Annotated in this window: 17 protein-coding genes and 1 tRNA gene; 9 read left to right on the top strand and 9 right to left on the bottom strand. The window is 67.0% G+C overall.

Annotation, left to right across the window (positions count from 1 at the left end):
* The first annotated feature begins 3 nt into the window (after positions 1-3).
* The 3 genes from AC4BCK_RS13975 to AC4BCK_RS13965 all read left to right on the top strand — a co-directional run bounded on the left by AC4BCK_RS13975 (position 4) and on the right by AC4BCK_RS13965 (position 6,530).
* Positions 4-504, top strand: a complete 501-nt coding sequence (locus AC4BCK_RS13975; protein ID WP_174176589.1) for a DUF3817 domain-containing protein — start codon at positions 4-6, stop codon at positions 502-504.
* 98 nt (positions 505-602) lie between these two features.
* Positions 603-2,192, top strand: a complete 1,590-nt coding sequence (guaA, locus tag AC4BCK_RS13970; RefSeq protein ID WP_251421014.1) for a glutamine-hydrolyzing GMP synthase — start codon at positions 603-605, stop codon at positions 2,190-2,192.
* A 129-nt stretch (positions 2,193-2,321) separates the two neighbouring features.
* Positions 2,322-6,530 (top strand): AAA family ATPase, encoded by a 4,209-nt coding sequence (locus AC4BCK_RS13965; RefSeq protein ID WP_490566029.1) that lies wholly within the window; start codon positions 2,322-2,324, stop codon positions 6,528-6,530.
* A gap of 4 nt (positions 6,531-6,534) precedes the next feature.
* On the opposite strand, the gene cpaB is transcribed toward AC4BCK_RS13965, so the two are convergent.
* From cpaB to AC4BCK_RS13950, 3 genes are all read right to left on the bottom strand, one after another.
* Entirely contained in the window at positions 6,535-7,311 is a 777-nt protein-coding gene (gene cpaB / locus AC4BCK_RS13960; RefSeq protein WP_363959865.1) for a Flp pilus assembly protein CpaB, read from the bottom strand.
* 103 nt (positions 7,312-7,414) lie between these two features.
* On the bottom strand, positions 7,415-7,687 hold the full coding sequence (locus AC4BCK_RS13955; protein WP_363959868.1) for an FmdB family zinc ribbon protein: 273 nt from the start codon (positions 7,685-7,687) through the stop codon (positions 7,415-7,417).
* Between the two features lie 127 nt (positions 7,688-7,814).
* Positions 7,815-8,438: a 5-formyltetrahydrofolate cyclo-ligase gene (locus AC4BCK_RS13950; RefSeq protein WP_363959871.1), complete on the bottom strand. Its 624-nt coding sequence runs from the start codon at positions 8,436-8,438 to the stop codon at positions 7,815-7,817.
* 118 nt (positions 8,439-8,556) lie between these two features.
* Between AC4BCK_RS13950 and galU the strand changes: the two genes are divergently transcribed.
* The 5 genes from galU to AC4BCK_RS13925 all read left to right on the top strand — a co-directional run bounded on the left by galU (position 8,557) and on the right by AC4BCK_RS13925 (position 12,348).
* The gene (galU, locus tag AC4BCK_RS13945; protein ID WP_174176539.1) at positions 8,557-9,462 is read left to right on the top strand and encodes a UTP--glucose-1-phosphate uridylyltransferase GalU; all 906 of its coding nucleotides are present in this window, start codon (positions 8,557-8,559) and stop codon (positions 9,460-9,462) included.
* Positions 9,463-9,466: 4 nt separating this feature from the next.
* Positions 9,467-10,087 carry a GNAT family N-acetyltransferase gene (locus AC4BCK_RS13940; RefSeq protein WP_310111355.1) on the top strand — a complete coding sequence of 207 codons (621 nt, stop codon included), beginning with the start codon at positions 9,467-9,469 and terminating at the stop codon, positions 10,085-10,087.
* Between the two features lie 81 nt (positions 10,088-10,168).
* Positions 10,169-11,107, top strand: a complete 939-nt coding sequence (locus AC4BCK_RS13935; RefSeq protein WP_397425174.1) for a hypothetical protein — start codon at positions 10,169-10,171, stop codon at positions 11,105-11,107.
* Positions 11,108-11,245: 138 nt separating this feature from the next.
* Positions 11,246-11,318 (top strand) — tRNA-Ala (locus tag AC4BCK_RS13930).
* Positions 11,319-11,538: 220 nt separating this feature from the next.
* Positions 11,539-12,348, top strand: a complete 810-nt coding sequence (locus AC4BCK_RS13925) for a CPBP family intramembrane glutamic endopeptidase (RefSeq protein ID WP_490566028.1) — start codon at positions 11,539-11,541, stop codon at positions 12,346-12,348.
* Here the strand turns inward: AC4BCK_RS13925 and AC4BCK_RS13920 are convergent.
* From AC4BCK_RS13920 to AC4BCK_RS13905, 4 genes are read right to left on the bottom strand one after another with little or no spacing between them, the layout of a single operon-like run.
* Complete coding sequence (locus AC4BCK_RS13920; RefSeq protein ID WP_251421029.1) at positions 12,345-12,869, bottom strand: cell division protein ZapE; 525 nt, start codon at positions 12,867-12,869, stop codon at positions 12,345-12,347. The genes AC4BCK_RS13925 and AC4BCK_RS13920 overlap by 4 nt on opposite strands.
* Before the next feature lie 3 nt (positions 12,870-12,872).
* Complete coding sequence (gene corA, locus AC4BCK_RS13915) at positions 12,873-13,868, bottom strand: magnesium/cobalt transporter CorA (protein ID WP_174176531.1); 996 nt, start codon at positions 13,866-13,868, stop codon at positions 12,873-12,875.
* A gap of 34 nt (positions 13,869-13,902) precedes the next feature.
* On the bottom strand, positions 13,903-14,328 hold the full coding sequence (locus AC4BCK_RS13910) for a DUF1761 domain-containing protein (RefSeq protein ID WP_364319642.1): 426 nt from the start codon (positions 14,326-14,328) through the stop codon (positions 13,903-13,905).
* 30 nt (positions 14,329-14,358) lie between these two features.
* Positions 14,359-14,838: an Lrp/AsnC family transcriptional regulator gene (locus AC4BCK_RS13905; protein ID WP_174176527.1), complete on the bottom strand. Its 480-nt coding sequence runs from the start codon at positions 14,836-14,838 to the stop codon at positions 14,359-14,361.
* Positions 14,839-15,010: 172 nt separating this feature from the next.
* Between AC4BCK_RS13905 and AC4BCK_RS13900 the strand changes: the two genes are divergently transcribed.
* Entirely contained in the window at positions 15,011-16,258 is a 1,248-nt protein-coding gene (locus AC4BCK_RS13900; protein WP_174176525.1) for an MFS transporter, read from the top strand.
* 41 nt (positions 16,259-16,299) lie between these two features.
* On the opposite strand, the gene AC4BCK_RS13895 is transcribed toward AC4BCK_RS13900, so the two are convergent.
* Together AC4BCK_RS13895 and AC4BCK_RS13890 are read right to left on the bottom strand one after the other, a co-directional pair.
* Positions 16,300-16,803 (bottom strand): Lrp/AsnC family transcriptional regulator, encoded by a 504-nt coding sequence (locus tag AC4BCK_RS13895; protein WP_066277621.1) that lies wholly within the window; start codon positions 16,801-16,803, stop codon positions 16,300-16,302.
* Between the two features lie 164 nt (positions 16,804-16,967).
* On the bottom strand, positions 16,968-18,206 hold the full coding sequence (locus AC4BCK_RS13890) for an MFS transporter (RefSeq protein WP_310111333.1): 1,239 nt from the start codon (positions 18,204-18,206) through the stop codon (positions 16,968-16,970).
* Positions 18,207-18,233: the final 27 nt, after the last annotated feature.

The following is an 18,233-nucleotide window of genomic DNA, read 5'->3' as shown; positions in this document are numbered from 1 at the left end:
GGCATGGATTCAGGCGCAAACGCAGGCGCAAACGCAGGCACTCGCGCGGGCGGCAAGAAGCGCCGTTTTGGCGGAACCGAAGCCCAGATCCGCTCGGCCCTGAAGTTCTACAAGGTGCTGGCGTACCTCACGGGCGGCATGCTGCTGCTGCTGTGCGCCGAACTGGTTGCCCGCTACGGCTTCGGGCAGTACCTCTTCGCAGGGGGAACCAATGCCGTCACGGGCCAGCCCTTCGGGTTCGGCTTCGCAGATGCCGAGCCTCCGGGAGTGCTGGACGGCGTCAACCTGTCCGTGACTGTCCTCATTGTTCACGGCTGGATGTACGTGGTGTATCTGATGTCCAACTTCCGGCTCTGGGCACTGATGCGCTGGCCGTTCCTCAAGCTGATCCTGCTGGCCCTCGGCGGTGTGGTCCCGTTCCTCTCCTTCATCGTCGAAAAGAAGTTCCACGCCGAGGTGGAGGCCGAGCTCGCGGCGAACCCCCAGGCGCCCCAGCGCTACTGACGGACAGCCGGGCGGCAATGCGGGCGCTGACAGTTCGCTCCGTCACAGCCCGGCTTCTCAAGATGCGCCGGTGCAACGGCGCCCAGTAGGCTAGTACGGTGACTACTCCCACTGCATCCCAGACTTCCCAGAAGCCGGTGCTGGTTGTTGACTACGGTGCCCAGTACGCGCAGCTTATTGCCCGCCGCGTCCGGGAAGCGAATGTGTATTCGGAAGTGGTTCCGCATACCTACACAACCGAGCAGCTCCTGGCCAAGAACCCCGCCGCCATCATCCTTTCTGGCGGCCCCTCGAGTGTCTACGCCGACGGCGCCCCCCGCGTCGGTGCCGACCTCTTCGAAGCCGGCGTCCCCGTCTTCGGCATCTGCTACGGCTTCCAGGCGATGGCCAACGCCCTCGGCGGCAAGGTGGACAAGACCGGGCTGCGGGAGTACGGCTCCACGGAAACCACCATTCTTGGCGAGGGCCGTTCGGTGCTGGAGGGCATGCCCCAGCACCAGAACACCTGGATGAGCCACGGCGACTCCGTCCACGAGGCGCCGGAGGGCTTCGAGGTCCTTGCGACGACGGCGGGCGCTGAAGTGGCTGCCTTCGCCAACGAGGAAAAAGGCCTGTTCGGGGTGCAGTGGCACCCCGAGGTGAAGCATTCCGCCTACGGCCAGCAGGTCCTGGAGAACTTCCTCTTCAAGGGCGCCAAGCTGGAACCCAACTGGACCACGGGCAACATCCTTGATGAGCAGGTGGAGCGGATCCGTAAGCAGGTCGGCGACGCCCGGGTCATTTGCGGCCTTTCCGGGGGCGTGGACTCGGCCGTTGCTGCCGCGCTTGTCCAGCGCGCCGTCGGGGACCAGCTCACCTGTGTGTTCGTGGACCACGGCCTGCTGCGCGAGGGCGAAGCCGAACAGGTGGAGCGCGACTTCGTGGCAGCCACCGGCGTGAAGCTGTATGTCGCCAACGAACAGGAACGCTTCCTGTCCGCCCTGGCCGGGGTGACCGATCCCGAAACCAAGCGCAAGATCATCGGCCGCGAATTCATCCGCGCCTTCGAAGAAGCCGAACTGGCCATCATCGCCGAGGCTGCAGCCCACGGCGAGAAGATCAAGTTCCTGGTCCAGGGCACCCTCTACCCGGACGTCGTCGAATCGGGCGGCGGCGAAGGTGCGGCAAACATCAAGAGCCACCACAACGTGGGCGGCCTCCCCGAGGACCTGCAGTTCGAGCTCGTCGAACCGCTGCGTGCACTCTTCAAGGATGAGGTCCGCGCCGTCGGAGCCCAGCTCGGATTGCCGCAGGAGATCGTTGGCCGCCAGCCCTTCCCCGGTCCCGGCCTCGGCATCCGCATCGTCGGCGAGGTCACCAAGGAACGGCTGGACCTGCTGCGCAAGGCCGACGCAATCGCCCGCGCCGAGCTCACCGCAGCCGGCCTGGACAACGAAGTCTGGCAGATGCCCGTCGTCCTGCTGGCGGATGTCCGCAGCGTGGGCGTCATGGGCGACGGCCGGACCTACGGCCACCCGATCGTGCTCCGTCCGGTCTCCTCCGAGGACGCCATGACGGCGGACTGGTCACGGCTCCCGTACGAACTGCTGGCCCGGATCTCCAACCGCATCACCAATGAGGTGGAGGGCGTGAACCGGGTTGTGCTGGACGTCACCAGCAAGCCGCCGGGAACCATCGAGTGGGAATAGCATCCTGAGTGGCCGGCTCCGTCAAGGGAGCCGGCCACTGGTGTTCCCGGGGCAAAAACCTCCGCAAATTCAGCCCATCACGTGTTGCGGTCTCTCAGTCCCGCCGTCTTAGCGGCTACGCTCGAACCTATGCCGGTATGGTCCAGGACGTCACGTGCAAACGCAGAAAAGAAGGCAGAAGTGTCAGTTGGTCAAGGCCACCCGGAGGGCTCCGAGGAGCTCCGCAAATGGCTGTCCGGGCTCAAACCCGTTACCGGGGCAGACACGATGCTGCGCTTCACCAAAACGCCTGAAGGCTCCATCGACCTGACGCACGCCCACCCGTCCGGCCTGGCCCAGCTGATGGCCGGCCGCAAGACGCGCCTCTCCACCCTGATCCGGGACCGGCAGCAGTACGTGGTGGCAGCCCGGGCCTCCCGGAACATCCGCTCGAAGATCTTCGAGCTGGCCAACGACCGCGGCATCGACGCCGGCTACCTCTCTGCCGGCACCGTTGTGTGGACGTCCGCCGTGGGCGGCAAACCGCAGCGCATCTCGGCGCCCGTCATGCTTACCGCCATCTCGCTGACCGTCCGGCCCGGGGAGGACGACTACGAACTCCAGCTGACGGAGCAGGCGCACATCAACCCCGCACTGGTACGGCACCTGAAAAACATCCACGGCATCGTCTTCGACGTTAACGCCGTCACCCGGCTGGCCTACAGCACCGCCCGCTTCGATCCGCAGCCCGTCCTGGACCGGCTGGGCACCCTGATCAGGCCCATCCATGGCGCCGAGGCGCAGCACAACCTGCTGGTATCGACCTTCGCCGACCTCTCCGGCAACCTGGACGACCCCTGGATCAACGACTCCAACCCGATCATCTCCGCCCTGGCCACTGCGGGCGGCGGCGAGATGGTGGACGTGGAACAGCCGGACCCCTCCCGTTTCCCTGCCCTGGACAGCAGGCACCCCAAGGACGAGCTGCTCCTGCTGGACGCGGACACCGACCAGCAGTACGTCATTGATGCTGCCCGTGCCGGCGACTCGCTGGTTGTCAGCAGCCCGCCGGGTACCGGACAGACGCAGACTGCCATCAACACCATCGGTGCGCTGGTGGATGCCGGAAAGACTGTCCTGGTGGTTGGGGACCGCCGCGCCAGCCTCAATGAAGTATCTGGCCAGCTGGAGGGCCTGGGCCTGGAGTCCATCCTGTTCCAGCTGTCCGGAAATGTCACAGCCCAGCAGCTGAAGGCCCAGCTGGTCCGTGCGATTGTCCGCAACGAAAAGTCGCTGGAACCCCAGCTCGGAAACCTCCACACCACGTTGATCGAGCACCGCCACGCCCTGATGGACCATGTGGCCTCGCTCCACAACGTCCGCCAGCGGTGGGGATGCTCGCCGTACCAGGCCATGCAGTCGCTGGCTGAGCTGACGTCAATCCACCCCGCACCGGCCACCACGGTGCGGCTGAAGCGGAGCGTCCTGGACAACATCCGGGACCGCGAGGAGCTCGCAGGCAGGCTCAAGCGTGCGGCGGAGCTGGGCAGCTTCAGCAAGGCCTCTACCACCAGCCCTTGGCATGGCGCCCGGCTGCTGACGCGGAAAGAGACCGAGGAAGCCCAGGATCTGGTCCGCTCCGTGGAAAAGAGCCTGCCCGCCCTCCGCGACCGCATGGCGGCAGTTGCCGAACATGCCGAAATCCGGCTCGGCGCCTCCTTCGCCGAGTGGGGCGAGCAGCTTGAGCTCCTGGTGGCGGTACGCGGAAGCCTGGACAAGTTCACCCCGGACATCTTCGACCGTCCCGTCACCGACCTGATTTCCGCCACCGCGCCCTCATCCTGGCGCAAGGAACGCGGCATCGACATGACGTCCATGCAGCGCTCAAGGCTGCGCCGGGTAGCGAAGGAGTACGTCCGGCCCGGGGTCCACATCGCCGACCTTCACACGTCGCTGCTCCTGGTCCAGGAGCAGCGGGCGCTGTGGGCAGGGTATGCCACCACCCAGCGGCATCCCGCCGTTCCGTCGGGGCTCGCCGAAATGAATGCCATGTACAGGTCACTGGACGCCGACCTTGCCCGCCTGGGGGAGGCCCTCCGGCACACGGCGGCCGGCGGCTCGCTCGCCACGGTCCCGTACGAGGAGCTGATGGAGCGCCTTGAGCGGCTGGTGGCGGACACCGACACCCTGAAGACGCTGCCGGAGCGCACGCTGCTGGTGGAAAATATGCGTGAGCACGGCCTGGGCGAGCTCCTGGCCGACCTCGCGGAGCGGGAAGTGCCGGCCGGCTCGGTTGCCGCCGAGCTTGAACTCGCGTGGTGGCAGTCGGCGCTCGAGGCAATGATCAGCGGCGACGACTACCTGGCAATGTCCGACGGCGATGCCCTCCGCAGGCTGGAGGCCGAGTACCGCCTCGCTGACAACGCCCACATCGCCAGCGGTGCCGCGCGCCTTCGCTGGGACCTCGCAGAGCGCTGGCGCAGTGCCCTCGCCACCCATCCCCGCCAGGCGGATCTCCTTCGGAGCCTGCTCAAGGATGGCCGGGTTTCTCTGCCGTCGCTCACGGCCCAGGCCCCGGAACTGATCGGCACGCTGGTCCCGGTCTGGTCCGTCAGCCCGTACCTGATGACCGGCCTGCTGCCGGCGGAGCAGCACTTCGACGCGGTGGTCATCCTGGACGCGGAAGCGACGTCCCTCCAGGCTGTGCTGCCGTCCGTTGCCCGGGCCAAACAGGTTATCGCGTTCGGTGACGCGCGGATCGCCAGCCCCCGGACTTTCACGGTGGGAGTGGAAAGGCTCGCACCCGGAGAGTCAGCGCACCACCGCGTGGAGAGTGCTTTCAGCGCACTGTCGCAGGTGCTTCCCGTGTGGCGGCTCAACTTTGTCTACCGTGCGGTGGACGAGGACCTTGTGCTGCAGCTCAGCAAGAATTTCTACGACGGCGGCCTGCGGCGGCTGCCGGAAGGCCAGTCCGCCACCGGGCTGGACCGTTCCCTCCTGGTTGAATACCTCCCGGACGGCACCGGGTTGCCGAGCGCCGACCACGAAGGCGTCGAGTCCGTGGTGGCGGAAGTCAACCGCGTTGTCCAGCTGGTCTTCGAGCACGCACGGCTCCGCCCGCGTACGTCCCTGGCCGTGGTCACGGCCAGCCTCCGCCATGCGGCCCGGATCGGGGAGTCCATCCGGCTGCAGTTGCCCAACTACCCCGGCCTGGCCGGGTTCTTCGGCGCCGGCCCCGAGTCCTTCCGGGTGGTTGACCTGGAACGGGCGCAGGGACTGGTGCGCGATCACGTCATCTTCTCGCCCGGTTTTGGCCGCACCCCGCACGGCCGCGCCCTGCACAACTTCGGCCCGCTTTCCGCCGAGGGCGGCCGGGAGAAGTTTGCGCTGGCCATGACGCGGGCACGCCGGTCCATGCACGTCCTCACCTGTTTCCGGCCCGAGGACCTGGACCACACCAGGCTGAGCCACGGTGCCGTGGACCTGTATTCCCTGCTGGACCGTGAAATTGCTGGAAACACAGATCTCGGAACTCCTGCATCACGGGCTGCGGCCAGCGAGCAGGCGCTGGGGGCGGATCCCCTGGTTGCCGACCTCGGGGACCGCTTGCGTGCCCGCGGCGCACGGGTGTGGCACCAGTATGACGGTGCCATCGACGTGGTGGCCGCCGCTGATCCCCTCAGCACCATGGGTCAGGAGCACGCGGACCTGCCGTGGCCGGTTGCGATTGAATCGGACGGCACGGAGCAGTACCGCTCCATGAGCGTGCGGGAGCGGAGCCGGCTGCGCCCGCAGCTGCTGGAACGCCTGGGATGGCGCTACATGCCGCTGTGGACCATCGAGGTGTTCACCGATCCCTCCGCCTGTGCCGACAGGATTGCCGGATACCTGGGACTCGAGAAGATGGCCCTTTCGGGCAGGGCCACCGCCGCCGTTGCCTTCCTTGACGACGACGTGGACCAGGCGCTCAACGGGATCGACGCCGAAAGCCAAGGCGGGCGCGAACGGCTGGCCATGGCCGGCGCCGGCCAGGGCGATTCCGGGCCCGCCCGCGAGGGCAGCCCCGCTGCACCCAGTACCGATCCCGCACCGGCCGAAGACCAGGACAGCAAGGAGGCGGGCACCATGGCCCAGGACCACAAAGAAGACAGCGCTCCGGACGCCGGGCAGCCCGCCGAAACTGAACCTGGGCAGGACCAGGACGGAACACCCGGCACCGGGCCCAACAGTTCTGCGCTGCCCGCGGGGCCGGTTGTGCCCAACAAGGCCTCCGAGGACGATCCGCGCGCCTGGGGCGACCGGGAAGACGACGACCATGACGCCTGGCTGAAGGAGCAGAAACCGCCGCACTGGGGCTGAGGTTTCAAGGCCCCACCAGAACGAAGAACAGTTTGCCCTGGGTGGATGCGCCCGCCAGCCTGGCGGCCTGTTCCGCGGTGGCTGCCACGACGATCAGGCCGTCTGTCTCGGCAGTGCCCAGCCATTGTCCAGGCTGGCCGCCCTGGCCTGAGGTCCACAGTACGGGCACGCCGGAGGCCAGGATCCGGGGCGGGTCCTGCTGGTCGAACCCGTTGGCTGAGGTAAGGACAACGTTCACCAGCTGCCCCGGGGAGACAAGCTGGATGGACGACGGATCTGCCATGCGAAGGGGGACGGCAGCTGATCCCGGAGGAGTCCCGGCCAGGAGTCCCGGACCGACAAGCTGGGCATCCGTGAGCAGCTGCCCCTTGCGCAGGGGCGCTGCGAGCTGTTTGCCTGCCGCCTCACCGGGTTCCTTAAGGAACCCGCCGGCCACCATCCCGGGCGGAACCTGCGCAGCGGCGAGGTCCGCCTCCGATAATGCGGCGCCGGCGGGGATATCCCTGGCGGCTGCCAGCGCCGTCACCGTGTAGACCGGAGCAGGGGTGAGCTGGTGTACCGTGATGGCGGCTGCGGCGCAGAGCAGCAGCGCGACAATGAGGCGCCTGTTGCGGCTCAGCCAGCCCGCGAAGCGCGCGGGAGGACGCCTGGCTGCGATGCGGCCGGAGTCGCGGCTGGAACCGCGGACACTGCCGTGGCGGCGACGCAGCCGCGGTTTCCGGAAGAGTCCGGGATGTGGGGCGCTTGAGGTGTCCCGGTTGGACTGGCGGTATGCAGGCATGTGCCCACGCTAGGGGCGGCGCCAAGAATTACGGCAGTAACCTTCGCAGGTATGTGGACAACCTTGCCCAGCCGCCAGACGGGCTACAGTCGAGGACCGTCCGTCAGCTGGCAGCAGCGGCGGGGGCCGAAGCGGCCGGCGCGGCTGCCGGCGCTGCTGCAGGAGCGGCGGGAGCAGCCGAAACCGTGCTGCCCTTGGCGTCCCTGGAGTCCGTGCGGTAGAAGCCGGAACCCTTGAAGACGACGCCCACGCTGTTGAACTTCTTGCGCAGCGCGCCCTGGCACTCGGGGCAGGACGTCAGAGAGCTGTCCGAGAACGACTGGACGATGTCAAAGGCATGGCCGCAATCCTTGCAGGCGTACGCATACGTTGGCACTGGTGCTCCTCCTCTTGGGCAAACGAGAGGTCCCGGACTGCCGCAGGGTGATCCAGCTGGATGTCCCTTTAGCAGTCACAGGGCCTGAGTGCCAATTCTAGCATTCCCCTGCGCCCGGATTTTGCGGTCAGGCGGCGTTCGCCAGGTCCCTGAAGCCGGAAGGAAGCACGACGCCAGGCACCGGGCGGTCGAATTCCTCCACCGGAATCGCGCCCGCGGGCAGTAGTTCCCCGTCATAAAGAACCGCGGCAAGGGGAATGTGCTTCCCGGCGGACGCAAGGTGGCCGAGGAATTTGTCATAGTAGCCGCCGCCCTGGCCGATCCTGCTGCCTGCGAGGTCCACGGCCGTGGCAGGGATGAACAGCGCAGCGGCTTCCCCGGCAGCGTCAATCCCGTGCCGGGTCCCGACCGGCTCCAGGATGGGGGCGAACCTGCTGCGTGCCAGCTCAATGCCCGGCGCCCAGACGACCCATTTCAGTTCACGCCCTGGTTCGCAGACGGGAAGCAGAACCCTGTGCCCGTCGGCGTGCAGGGCCGCGATCAGCGGCAGCGTGGGCGGTTCCGCGCCGACGCCCAGGTAGACGCATACCGTGGCATCGCCTGCCGGAATCACTGAAGCCGCCCACGCCGCGCCGTGTTTGGCCAGGGCGGTGCCGGCATCCTCCCGGTCCAGGGAAGTCATCGCAGCCCTTCGGCGGCGGTGGGCAGCACGGATCAGGTCCTTTGCTGCTTTCGTTTCCTCAAGCGCCATGTATCTTCTCCACTACTGCCGCGCTGGCGGCCGGTTATCTGGTCCATCCATCCGATACCCGCAGGTGTCGCTGGCTCCGTTGTTACTGAATGCTTGACGCTGACGTTAGATTAGTCCGGTGACTACCAGTAACCCGAGAGTTCGCAAAGCCGTCATTCCTGCCGCCGGACTCGGTACCAGGTTCCTGCCGGCAACCAAGGCGATGCCCAAGGAAATGCTCCCCGTCGTGGACAAGCCTGCCATCCAGTACGTGGTTGAGGAAGCCGTGAACGTTGGCCTCCACGACCTCCTCATGATCACCGGGCGCAACAAACGGGCACTTGAAGACCACTTTGACCGGGTGCCGTCACTTGAATCCACCCTTGAGGGCAAGGGCGACACGGAAAAGCTCGCATCCGTCCAGGCGGCCAGCAAGCTGGGCGACATCCACTATGTCCGGCAGGGAGACCCGCACGGACTGGGCCATGCCGTGCTGCGCGCAAAGCAGCACGTTGGCGAGGAAGCCTTTGCCGTGCTGCTGGGCGATGACCTCATCGATGCCCGGGACGAACTGCTGGGCACCATGATCGACGTGCAGGCGGAAACGGGAGGCTCCGTCATCGCGCTCATCGAAGTGGAACCGTCCGAGATCAGCGCCTACGGCTGCGCTGACGTCCAGCCGATCGAGGGCGAATCCTACGTCCGCGTCAACCGGCTGGTGGAGAAGCCGAGCGTTGACGAGGCGCCCTCCAACCTTGCCCTGATCGGCCGCTACGTCCTCCACCCCGCCGTCTTTGAGGTCCTCGAACGCACCGCCCCCGGACGCGGAGACGAAATCCAGCTGACCGACGCGCTGCAGGAGCTGGCGACCGGCGAAGGCGAGGGGTACGGGGTGTACGGCGTTGTGTTCCGCGGCCGGCGCTACGACACCGGGGACAAGCTCAGCTACCTCAAGGCCTGCGTCCAGCTGGCCATCGACAGCGAAGACCTGGGCCCGGGCTTGCGGGAGTGGCTGCCGGGGTTCGCCGCCGGCCTGTCCAAGTAGCGCCATGCGCGCTGGTCCCATTTGGCCCGTAACCCTGGAGTGCGGGGATCTGGTCCTGCGGCCCATCCGGTACCGGGACAGGAAGGAATGGACCGAGGTCAGGTCCCGCAACAGTGAGTGGCTTGCTCCGTGGGAAGCTTCCAACCCGGATCCTGCCGGAGGCCTCCCGGACTACCGGCAGATGGTCCGGTCATTGAAGTCGCAGGCAGCGCAGGCTACTGCCTTGCCGTTTGTCATCACCGAGCGGATTCCCACCGCCGCAAGCCCTGCCATTGTTGGCCAGTTGACCGTGTCATCGATCGTGTGGGGATCCGCGATGATGGCGACGCTTGGCTACTGGGTGGACCGGGGCCGTGCGGGCCACGGCATTGCACCCACTGCCGTGGCCATGGTGACGGACCACTGCTTCCGGACACTTGGGCTGCACCGGATGGAAATCAACATCAGGCCGGAGAACGCACCAAGCCTCCGCGTGGTGCAAAAGCTGGGCTTCCGGGACGAGGGATACCGGCCCCGCTACCTGCACATCAACGGGGAGTGGGCTGACCACCGGTCGTTCGCGTTGACCGCGGAAGAGGTCCCCGACGGGCTGCTCCGGCCATGGCTGGCCTCACGGCCGTCATAAATCCATTGATTTGCCGGCTGCGCCACGACACACCGCAGCTAATGCTGCCGCAGCGGACAGGATGCTCATACGGTTTTGAGTGTGGACTTCCCCCTTAGCAGCTCAGTGATCCTTGTGGTTGCCGTCGTGCTCTGGATTGTGTGGGTTGCGCCCTACGTCCTCCGGAACCGCAGGCACCAGTTCCAGCCCGCCGGCGATTTCCTTGCGGAGCCCGCAGCAGATGAAGCACCGGAACCGCCAGCCGCTTTGGTATTGAACGTCGCCGCCCAGCAGGAGAAAGCCATGGACACCAGGAAGAGTGCCGGACCCGCGACCGCCACTGCCGGCTCCCCACCCGGGGGTACGTTCCGGATCCGCTACGGCCGCACCGGCATCGCCCTGGTTGGGCTGCTGTCGCTGGTCACCGCGTTCGTTTCCGGTGTGCTCTTGATCTTCGGGCTGGGCGCTCCTGTCCTTCCCTTGGCATGCCTGGCGCTCACTGCCGGGTCGGTCGTACTCCTGCGCTGGCTGGCCGTCCGTGACCGGAGGGCAAAGGTCAATGCGGCTTTCCGGGCCGCCATGACCGCGCCGTCCCGGCAGCCCCAACCCGCTGCCGGCGTCCGGCCAAGGCCGGAAGCGGCTCCGGCGAAGCAGGACAACCCCCTTTTCGACGCCGAGGCACACGAGCCTAAGATCAGGCCGCTGACTGCCATGGAACTGCGGGAGGCCGCCCTTGCCGTGGCGGTTGCCGCTGGCGATTCAAGCGCTGCAGCTGCCGGCTCCGCAGCCCGGACGGCTGCTCCGTCCACGTGGGAACCGGTGGAGGTTCCCAAACCTGTCTATGTTGAGGCAGCCAAGGCCGAGCGTCCGGCGCCTGAGCCCCTGGAGCTTCCGGAGGCACCGAAAGCGACGGGCAAGCCGTCCCTCAAGCAGGGCGTTGCCGCCGCGCCGCCCGCGGCTCCGGCCGAGGGGCAGGAACAGTCCAAGGCGCAGAGTGCCCTCAGCAACCTCGACGACGTCCTGCAGCGCCGCCGCGCCTGACAGGTCAGTGCCGTCAGGCGATGCCCTGCGCATCCCGCCGGCACGCTGCTGGGGATTTGCGGCTGCAGTTTGGCATTAAGCCGGGAAAATTTGTAGCCTAGGGTCACCGGTGCCGCTCCTCAAGGGGCGGATCCATCCGGGGCTATAGCTCAGTTGGTAGAGCGCTTCGTTCGCATCGAAGAGGTCAGGAGTTCGAATCTCCTTAGCTCCACAAAATATTGCCCCAGCAGGTGGCATCAGCCAGTTTCCGTAGGCGCAGCCCCGCCGTCGGAGGCACTGACCCCCTGACACGCGCTCCAGGGAACCCACGTGGTCCACCGCAACCCCAATGACCTACCTAACGTCTCATCGGGGGCACGGTTGGCTGGCTGCCAACACTGGAGAATGCCAGACTTAACCCTCACTCAGGCACGATGCTAAGAAGGTCTGTGATGGCGGTTCACGGCCACCGGTTGCGGGATTGGGCGGCCCGGCACGACATTGTGCTTTACCTGGGCCTGGCGTACATCATTTCCTGGTCCATCTGGCCGCTGGTGCTCCTGAACCCGGAGAGCAGTCCGCTGGTGCCCTTCGGTCCCGGGCTGGCGGCGATCCTGGTTGCCTTCCTCGTGGGGGGCCGCGCTGAGTTGCTGGGCCTTCTGCGCCCGTTGGGACGCTGGCGGGTCAACCCTGCATGGTACGGCGTGGCACTGGGTGTGCCGCTGGTCGTCCCCGGCCTCGCCCTGTGGGCTGCGGTGGCCGCAGGGGCGCCGGTCCCGGGCTGGGAGCCGGCCGACCTGCTGCAGGTCGCCGGTTCGATCGTCGTCACGATCGTTATCGTCGGCATCTTCGAGGAGCTCGGCTGGCTCGGGTTCCTGTTGCCGCGGCTGCAACGGGATTACCGCGCGCTGCCGGCCGCGCTGATCATTGGGCTGGCCTGGTTTCCCTGGCACCTTCCGGAACTGGTGTCGGACCCGGGTCAGCGGCCCCTGACACCCTTTGCGGTCTATATCTTTTCGCAGTCGGTGCTGCTCGCCTGGCTGTACAACAGCACGCAGGCGAGCCTGCCGGTTGTGGTCCTGTTCCATGCCGCCTTCAACACCTTCACGAAGTTCTTCCTGGCCGATCTCCAGGGCAGTCCCTACCCCTACCTCGTGGCGTGGTGGGTTGTGGCCGGAGCGGTCGCCGTCCTCGCCGTGGCAGCGGTCGCTTACGCCGGCAGCCGCGACCTGGTGAAGGGTGCGCCCAGGCCGGCGCACTAACTCCCGGACACGCCTTCCATGGCAACTGTTTCATCGGATTCGACCCGCTTCAGCCCGGCAAGGAGCCGGGACGTTTCCGCCAGGGCGGACCGAAGCCCCGCGTCATCCGCAGACGTGGACGCGGCAGCCCAGTCCATCGGGGCGGCACCAACCACGAACAGGGTTGTTCCGCGGGCCGCCGCTGCCGCAAGTGCGGCAGCAAAGAGGTCCCATGCTTCCGCCCGTGGACCGGCATCCGATGGCTCCGGTACTGGAACACCATCGATGACCCACAGCTCCGCCCCCGCTGGGAGGAGGGAATAGTCCTCCCTGGACGTACCCGGTGCGCACAGTTCGTCGAAGCTGATCCACAGCAGTTCCGGCTCGCAGGCCTTGGCGGCAAAGACGCGGGACCCGGCAGTGACCGTCCTGTGCCGCCCCGGTGGCGGCGGGAAGAGGCCGTACACCGCCAGCTGCCGGCTGCTGCCGGGCACCAGGATGCGGCCCTCGGGGAGGACCGGCGGCTCCGGCTCGGCGGCCATGCCCTACAGCCAGCCCTTCTTCTTGAAGATGCCGTACATGAGGGCCGCCATCGCGATCATGATGCCAATGGACAACGGGTAGCCCAGTTCCCAGTGGAGCTCGGGCATGTGGTCAAAGTTCATTCCGTACACGCCGGCAACGAAGGACGGCGCGAAAAAGATCGCCGCCCAGGAGGAGATCTTCTTCACTTGCTCGTTCTGTTCGGCGCTGGCCTCGTTCTGGCGGTTTGCGGTGAGGGTGCCGTCCAGGGTCAGTGCGTTCTGCAGCAGGTCCCGGAAGGAATCTGCCCGGGAGATCACGCGTTCAACGTGGTCCTCCACGTCACGGAGGCTGTGCCGCAGGTCCGTTTCCACGCCGTACTTCTCGAATCCCTGTTCCAGCTGGTGCATCATGTCCGGCAGAGGATGGATTGCCCGCTGGAACTGGATGACTTCCCGGGCCAGTTCGTAGATCCGGCGGGACACCGTGGTGTCGCCGCTGAAAAGCTGGTCCTCGATTTCGTCGATGTCGTTCTCGAGTCCGGCCACCACAGGTGCGTAGTCGTCCACCACGCGGTCCAGCAGGGCGTAGAGGACGGCTTCGGGCCCGTGGCGCAGGAGGTCGGGCCGGGCCTCCATGCGGCGCCGCACCCGGGCCACGCCGGCCATTTCTGCATGCCGGACCGTGACCACATAGTTTTTGCCGGTGAAGATGTGGAGTTCGCCGAATTCCACGCTTTCGGAGTCGTCAATGTAGCGGGCGGGCCGGAGGACGGTAAACAGGCTGTCGTCGTAGCGTTCCAGTTTGGGGCGCTGGTGCGCGGAGATGGCGTCTTCCACCGCAAGGTCGTGGAGGCCAAACTCGCTTGCCACCGCGGCCATTTCCTCCGGCGTGGGCCGGTACAGGCCAATCCAGGCCATCCCACCGTGGTGGGCAAGCATGTCAAAGGTCTGCTCAAGGGTCTCGGGCTCCACATGGCGCACGCCGTCCACGTAGACGGCATTGTCGATGATGGTCATGGCCGCCGGGCCCCGTGCGAAGGGATTGCGGCCATCAGGACATTCCTCCGATGATCGCGCCGGAGACCGACATGGCCACCAGGTCGTGCCCGGAATCGATGAGGGTGACGGCTGCCGGGCGCCCTGCGAAGCCGTTGTGGATGACGTGGCCGCCTGCGCGGAAGACCAGGCCCATAACCAGTGCGAACAAGCCGCCGGCCAGGGCGTTGTCCAGCCCAAGCCTGGCGATCAGGACGGCCAGCAGGATGGCGGTCAGTGCCGCAGCAGCCATCATCGGCAGCCAGATGCCGGCGCCGCCGCTCATGTTCTTCAGGTCGTCCTCCGTCTTGCCGATCGCGGCCATCCAGCGGTTGCCGAGCACAGCAGGCATGTACCAGACAAAGCCGATGGCCATGCTTGCGACGAAGGCCAGCAGCACGGCAAGCCAGTTGATCTGTGAGACGTATGAGAGCCAATCCATTCTGGAAATCCTAGCCGCCCGGCCATGGCGTCAGGTGTTTGATGCCTTGGCGAGCCCGCTGATCAGGGGCTCAGTGCGGTACGGGATGTGGGTGTGCAATGCCAGGACCGTTTCGGTCCGGATCACGCCCTTGATCCTCAGGACCTGCCGGAGGGAGGACTGGAGGTTGTGGGTGTCCGTGGCCACCACACGGCACCAGACATCCCCACGGCCCGAGATCTCATGGACCTCAAGGACTTGGGGAATCAACCGGAGCGCAGCGACCACGCCGTCCAGTTCGCGGTGGGACACCTCGATGGTCACAAAGGCCACCACGTCATAGCCCACCGCTTCCAGGTCCACCTCCCGGCCGCCGGGCCGCAGCACTCCCGCGCGGAGGAGGCGCCGGACCCGGGTCTGGGCCGTGTTCCGGGCAATGCCCAGAGATTCGCTCAGTTCGCCGATTTGGATCCGGGGATCACGGATCATCGCCAGGAGAATCTTGAGATCGGTGGGGTCCAACTGGTTCATTTAGTCACTCTCCATCACACACAGGCGGACATTTTGATGATCCTGCGCAATTCTTCCATGAAAATCCGATCAAAGGAGCAGCCGTAGCGCACTCTTGAGGCATCGGATATCCACCCCGCGCCGGACTCCCACAAAGACCCCCCGCCGCGGTATGAACCAGAGGCGGCACACCATGACGGTCTTCAGCGAACTCCGCATGCGCCCCGCCCCGGCCGCTGCGTCCGCCGGGTGGGATGCGTCCACCACAACCCGGCTGGTGATGGCGGGAACCGTGATTTTCACCCTCCTGGTGGGTGCCAACCTGGCCACGCCGTTGTACCCTCTCCTGCAGGCCGAACTTGGGCTTTCCACGCTGGGAGTCACTGCCGCGTTCGCCAGCTACGTCCTGTCCCTGGTCGCCACGCTGATGCTGGCCGGGCACTGGTCTGACCACATCGGCCGGCGGGCTGCGCTCATCCTGGCTGTCCTTGCAGGACTGGCCGGCGGGTGGCTCTTCTCTGAAGCAGAGACGCTCACCGCGCTCTGTGCGGGCAGGGCCCTGCAGGGGACAGCGGTTGCGCTGGCCACGGGTGCCAGCGCCGCAGCCCTGCGCGAACTCCTTCCGTCCCGCCCGGAATGGGCGTCACGCTTCACCTTGCTGGCATCATCCGGGGGAGTGGCGGCGGGGCCGGTCATTGGGGGACTGCTGTCACTCCTCCCGGGCGCCACCACAGCCCCGTACTACATCCATTCCCTGATCCTGGCCGGGCTGCTGGTGCCGCTGTTCCTGCTGCGTGCCCGGCCCGCGATCAGCCTCCCCGCACCTTCCCAGCCGCTGAAGGCCCTCGCGCCGCGCCGCCCTTCCGTGTCCCGCGAGGCGAGGGGCGCCTTCTGGCTTGCCTCGGGCGTCGGATTCCTCAGCTTCGCGGTCTTCGGGTTCTGCCTGTCGCTTGCCCCCGGCTACTTCGCGCAGGTGCTGCACACGGACTCGCGCCCCCTGGTGGGCGTCCTGGCCGGCCTCGCCTTGGCATCCTCCGCACTGAGCCAGCTGCTGACCCTCCGCGGCCGCTACACGGTTCCAGCCGGACTGGCGGTCCTGGGCGTGTCCGTCGCGCTGCTGGGGGCGGCGGGAGCATGGAACAGTCCCGTCCTGCTGGTGGCCGCAGCCCTTGCCGCCGGTGTGGGCCAGGGGATCGCGTTCCGCACCGTCTTCAACGATGTTGCTGCCAGGGTGGAGGCGTCGCGCCACGCACAGATTGTCAGCACCGTCTACGTCATCACCTACCTCGGCAGCGCGGTGCCGGTCCTCGGCCTTGGCTGGGCCGCCGGTGTCTTCGGCCTGCCCGCTGCCGTGGCCGGGTTCGTGGGGCTGTGCGGCGGTGCGGCACTGATCCTGTCGGCCGTGACGCTCCGGCTCGCGCTCATCGGGCGGCGCAAGTAGCCTGCGAGGCAGGCTTCACCCGGCAGGTTTCGGCAGCCCTGCTAATCCGGCAACGGACCGTGGTTGCCCTGGATGTGTTCGAACACCAGCGTTGTCTCGGTGTGCCCCACCACGGGGTCCGTAGCCAGGTTGTCCAGCACCCAGTCCCGCAGGTCCTCGGTGGTTGCGACGGCGATATGCAGCAGGTAGTCCACCGACCCTGAGGTGTGGAAGGTGGACAGCACTGCTGGCAGATGCGGCACCCTGCCTGTGAAACGGTCGATCTGGTCGCGGTCGTGCGCGCGGAGCCGCACGGCAACCAAGGCCTGTACGGACCGGCCGATCGCTGACAGGTTGAGCTTGGCCTCGTACCCCTGGACGATGCCCCGCTCTGACAGGGCGCGGGTGCGCATCAGGGCGGTGGAAGGGGCAATTCCCACCAGTTCCGCGAGCTGCTTGTTGGAGATCCGGGCATCGGCCACCAGGGCCGCCAGGAGCCGCTCGTCGATCGCGTCCAGCGGTTCCAGGTGCGCTCCCGGCCTGGCGTTCCTGGCATTCGTGCTCACTGCTGCTCCTCGTGACGATCCTGGGTTTCATCCTAGCCGCGCCAGGCTGCGGTACCAGGTACTTTGCGTGCCGGTCGCCGAATTTCGCGCTGCCGCATCCCGGCGCGGAAAGCAGAATCTTCACGGGAGCGCCCTGGATGACGGAACCACAGTGCCGCCGGCTTCTACGCCGCGGCGCGTTCCTTCCCGGGGTGGACGACGGCGACAGCCGCCGCAGTGAGGCAGGCAAGGACCATGACTGCCGCGGCCAGGGCATTCCAGCCAACGGACTGGAACACCAGTCCGCCGGCCCAGCCGATGATGCTGGACCCGAGGTAGTAGGCCAGGTTGTACAGCGAGGCGGCCTGGGCCCGGCCGGTGCTGGCAAGGGCGCCGGTCCACCCGGCCCCAATGCTGTGGGCGGCGAAGAAACCGCCGGTGAACACCACCAGGCCCGCCAGGATCAGGGCAAGGGATTGCGTCAGCGTCAGGGCAAGGCCCGCCGTGGACAACGCCAGGCCTGCGAGCAGGACAGCCCGGCGGCCAAAGCGAAGGGTCAGCCCAGCGGACCAGCGCGACGTGACGGTCCCTGACAGGTACGCGAGGAAAATCAGGCTGATCAGTGTCCCCGGAAGGCCGAAGGGTTCGCCGGACAGCCGGAACCCCAGGTAGTTGTACACCGCCACGAACCCGCCCATCATCAGGAAGGCCTGGCCATAAAGGACGAGCAGCCGGACGTTCCGCAGGTGGCCGCCGAGGGTCCGGAACGCCCCGCGCAGCCCGGCCGCGGGGGCGGTGACAAATCCCTGGGCCTTCGGCACCAGGATGAGGAAGGCGACGGCGGCGAGGGTGGCAAGGATGGACACCGCCAGTGCCGCCGCGCGCCAGCCCCACAGTTCGCCGGCCGGACCGGCCACCAGCCGGCCGGCGAGCCCGCCCAGGGTGGTGCCGGCAACATAGCTTCCGGCCGCCAGTGCCGCGTGAACTTTGGTAACTTCCTCGTTGAGGTAGGCAATGGCGATGGCCGGGATGCCGCCAAGCGCCATCCCCTCAAGGAGCCGCAGGGCAAGCAGCATGCCAAAGCTGGTGGACAGCGGAACCAGCAGCCCAAGGATGGTGGCTATCGAAATGCCCCACGCCATGGCCCGGACCCGGCCGATCCGGTCCGCCAGGAAGGACCAGGGAATCACTGTCACCGCGAGGCCCACGGTGGCCAAGGAGATGGTCAGGGCGGCCTCCGCCGCACTGACCCGCAGGTCTGAGGCCAGGGTCGGCAGCACGGCCTGGGTGGAATAAAGCTGGGCGAAGGTGGCCACGCCGGCGAAGGACAGGCCGGCGAGGATCCTGGCATACGCCGTCGAGCCCTTTGCATGTCCATTCCAGCGCGGGGTGGGAGTGCTGTCCGGCCGGACGATGTGTGCCATGCGGCCAGCGTAGCTTTCGGGCAATGG

Source organism: Pseudarthrobacter sp. As-47 (assembly GCF_058215595.1).
Note: the sequence above shows the minus strand (reverse complement) of the source record. Positions and strands in the feature narration are given on the sequence as shown.

Coding starts and splice junctions, on each gene's coding strand:
- corA (WP_174176531.1), bottom strand. CDS start 13,868: ATGACCATCATCGACAATGCCGTCTACGTGGACGGCGTGCGCCATGTG.
- AC4BCK_RS13905 (WP_174176527.1), bottom strand. CDS start 14,838: ATGAACCAGTTGGACCCCACCGATCTCAAGATTCTCCTGGCGATGATC.
- AC4BCK_RS13900 (WP_174176525.1), top strand. CDS start 15,011: ATGACGGTCTTCAGCGAACTCCGCATGCGCCCCGCCCCGGCCGCTGCG.
- AC4BCK_RS13950 (WP_363959871.1), bottom strand. CDS start 8,438: ATGGCGCTTGAGGAAACGAAAGCAGCAAAGGACCTGATCCGTGCTGCC.
- AC4BCK_RS13965 (WP_490566029.1), top strand. CDS start 2,322: ATGCCGGTATGGTCCAGGACGTCACGTGCAAACGCAGAAAAGAAGGCA.
- AC4BCK_RS13890 (WP_310111333.1), bottom strand. CDS start 18,206: ATGGCACACATCGTCCGGCCGGACAGCACTCCCACCCCGCGCTGGAAT.
- AC4BCK_RS13940 (WP_310111355.1), top strand. CDS start 9,467: ATGCGCGCTGGTCCCATTTGGCCCGTAACCCTGGAGTGCGGGGATCTG.
- AC4BCK_RS13910 (WP_364319642.1), bottom strand. CDS start 14,328: ATGGATTGGCTCTCATACGTCTCACAGATCAACTGGCTTGCCGTGCTG.
- AC4BCK_RS13920 (WP_251421029.1), bottom strand. CDS start 12,869: ATGGCCGCCGAGCCGGAGCCGCCGGTCCTCCCCGAGGGCCGCATCCTG.
- cpaB (WP_363959865.1), bottom strand. CDS start 7,311: ATGCCTGCATACCGCCAGTCCAACCGGGACACCTCAAGCGCCCCACAT.
- AC4BCK_RS13925 (WP_490566028.1), top strand. CDS start 11,539: ATGGCGGTTCACGGCCACCGGTTGCGGGATTGGGCGGCCCGGCACGAC.
- AC4BCK_RS13975 (WP_174176589.1), top strand. CDS start 4: ATGGATTCAGGCGCAAACGCAGGCGCAAACGCAGGCACTCGCGCGGGC.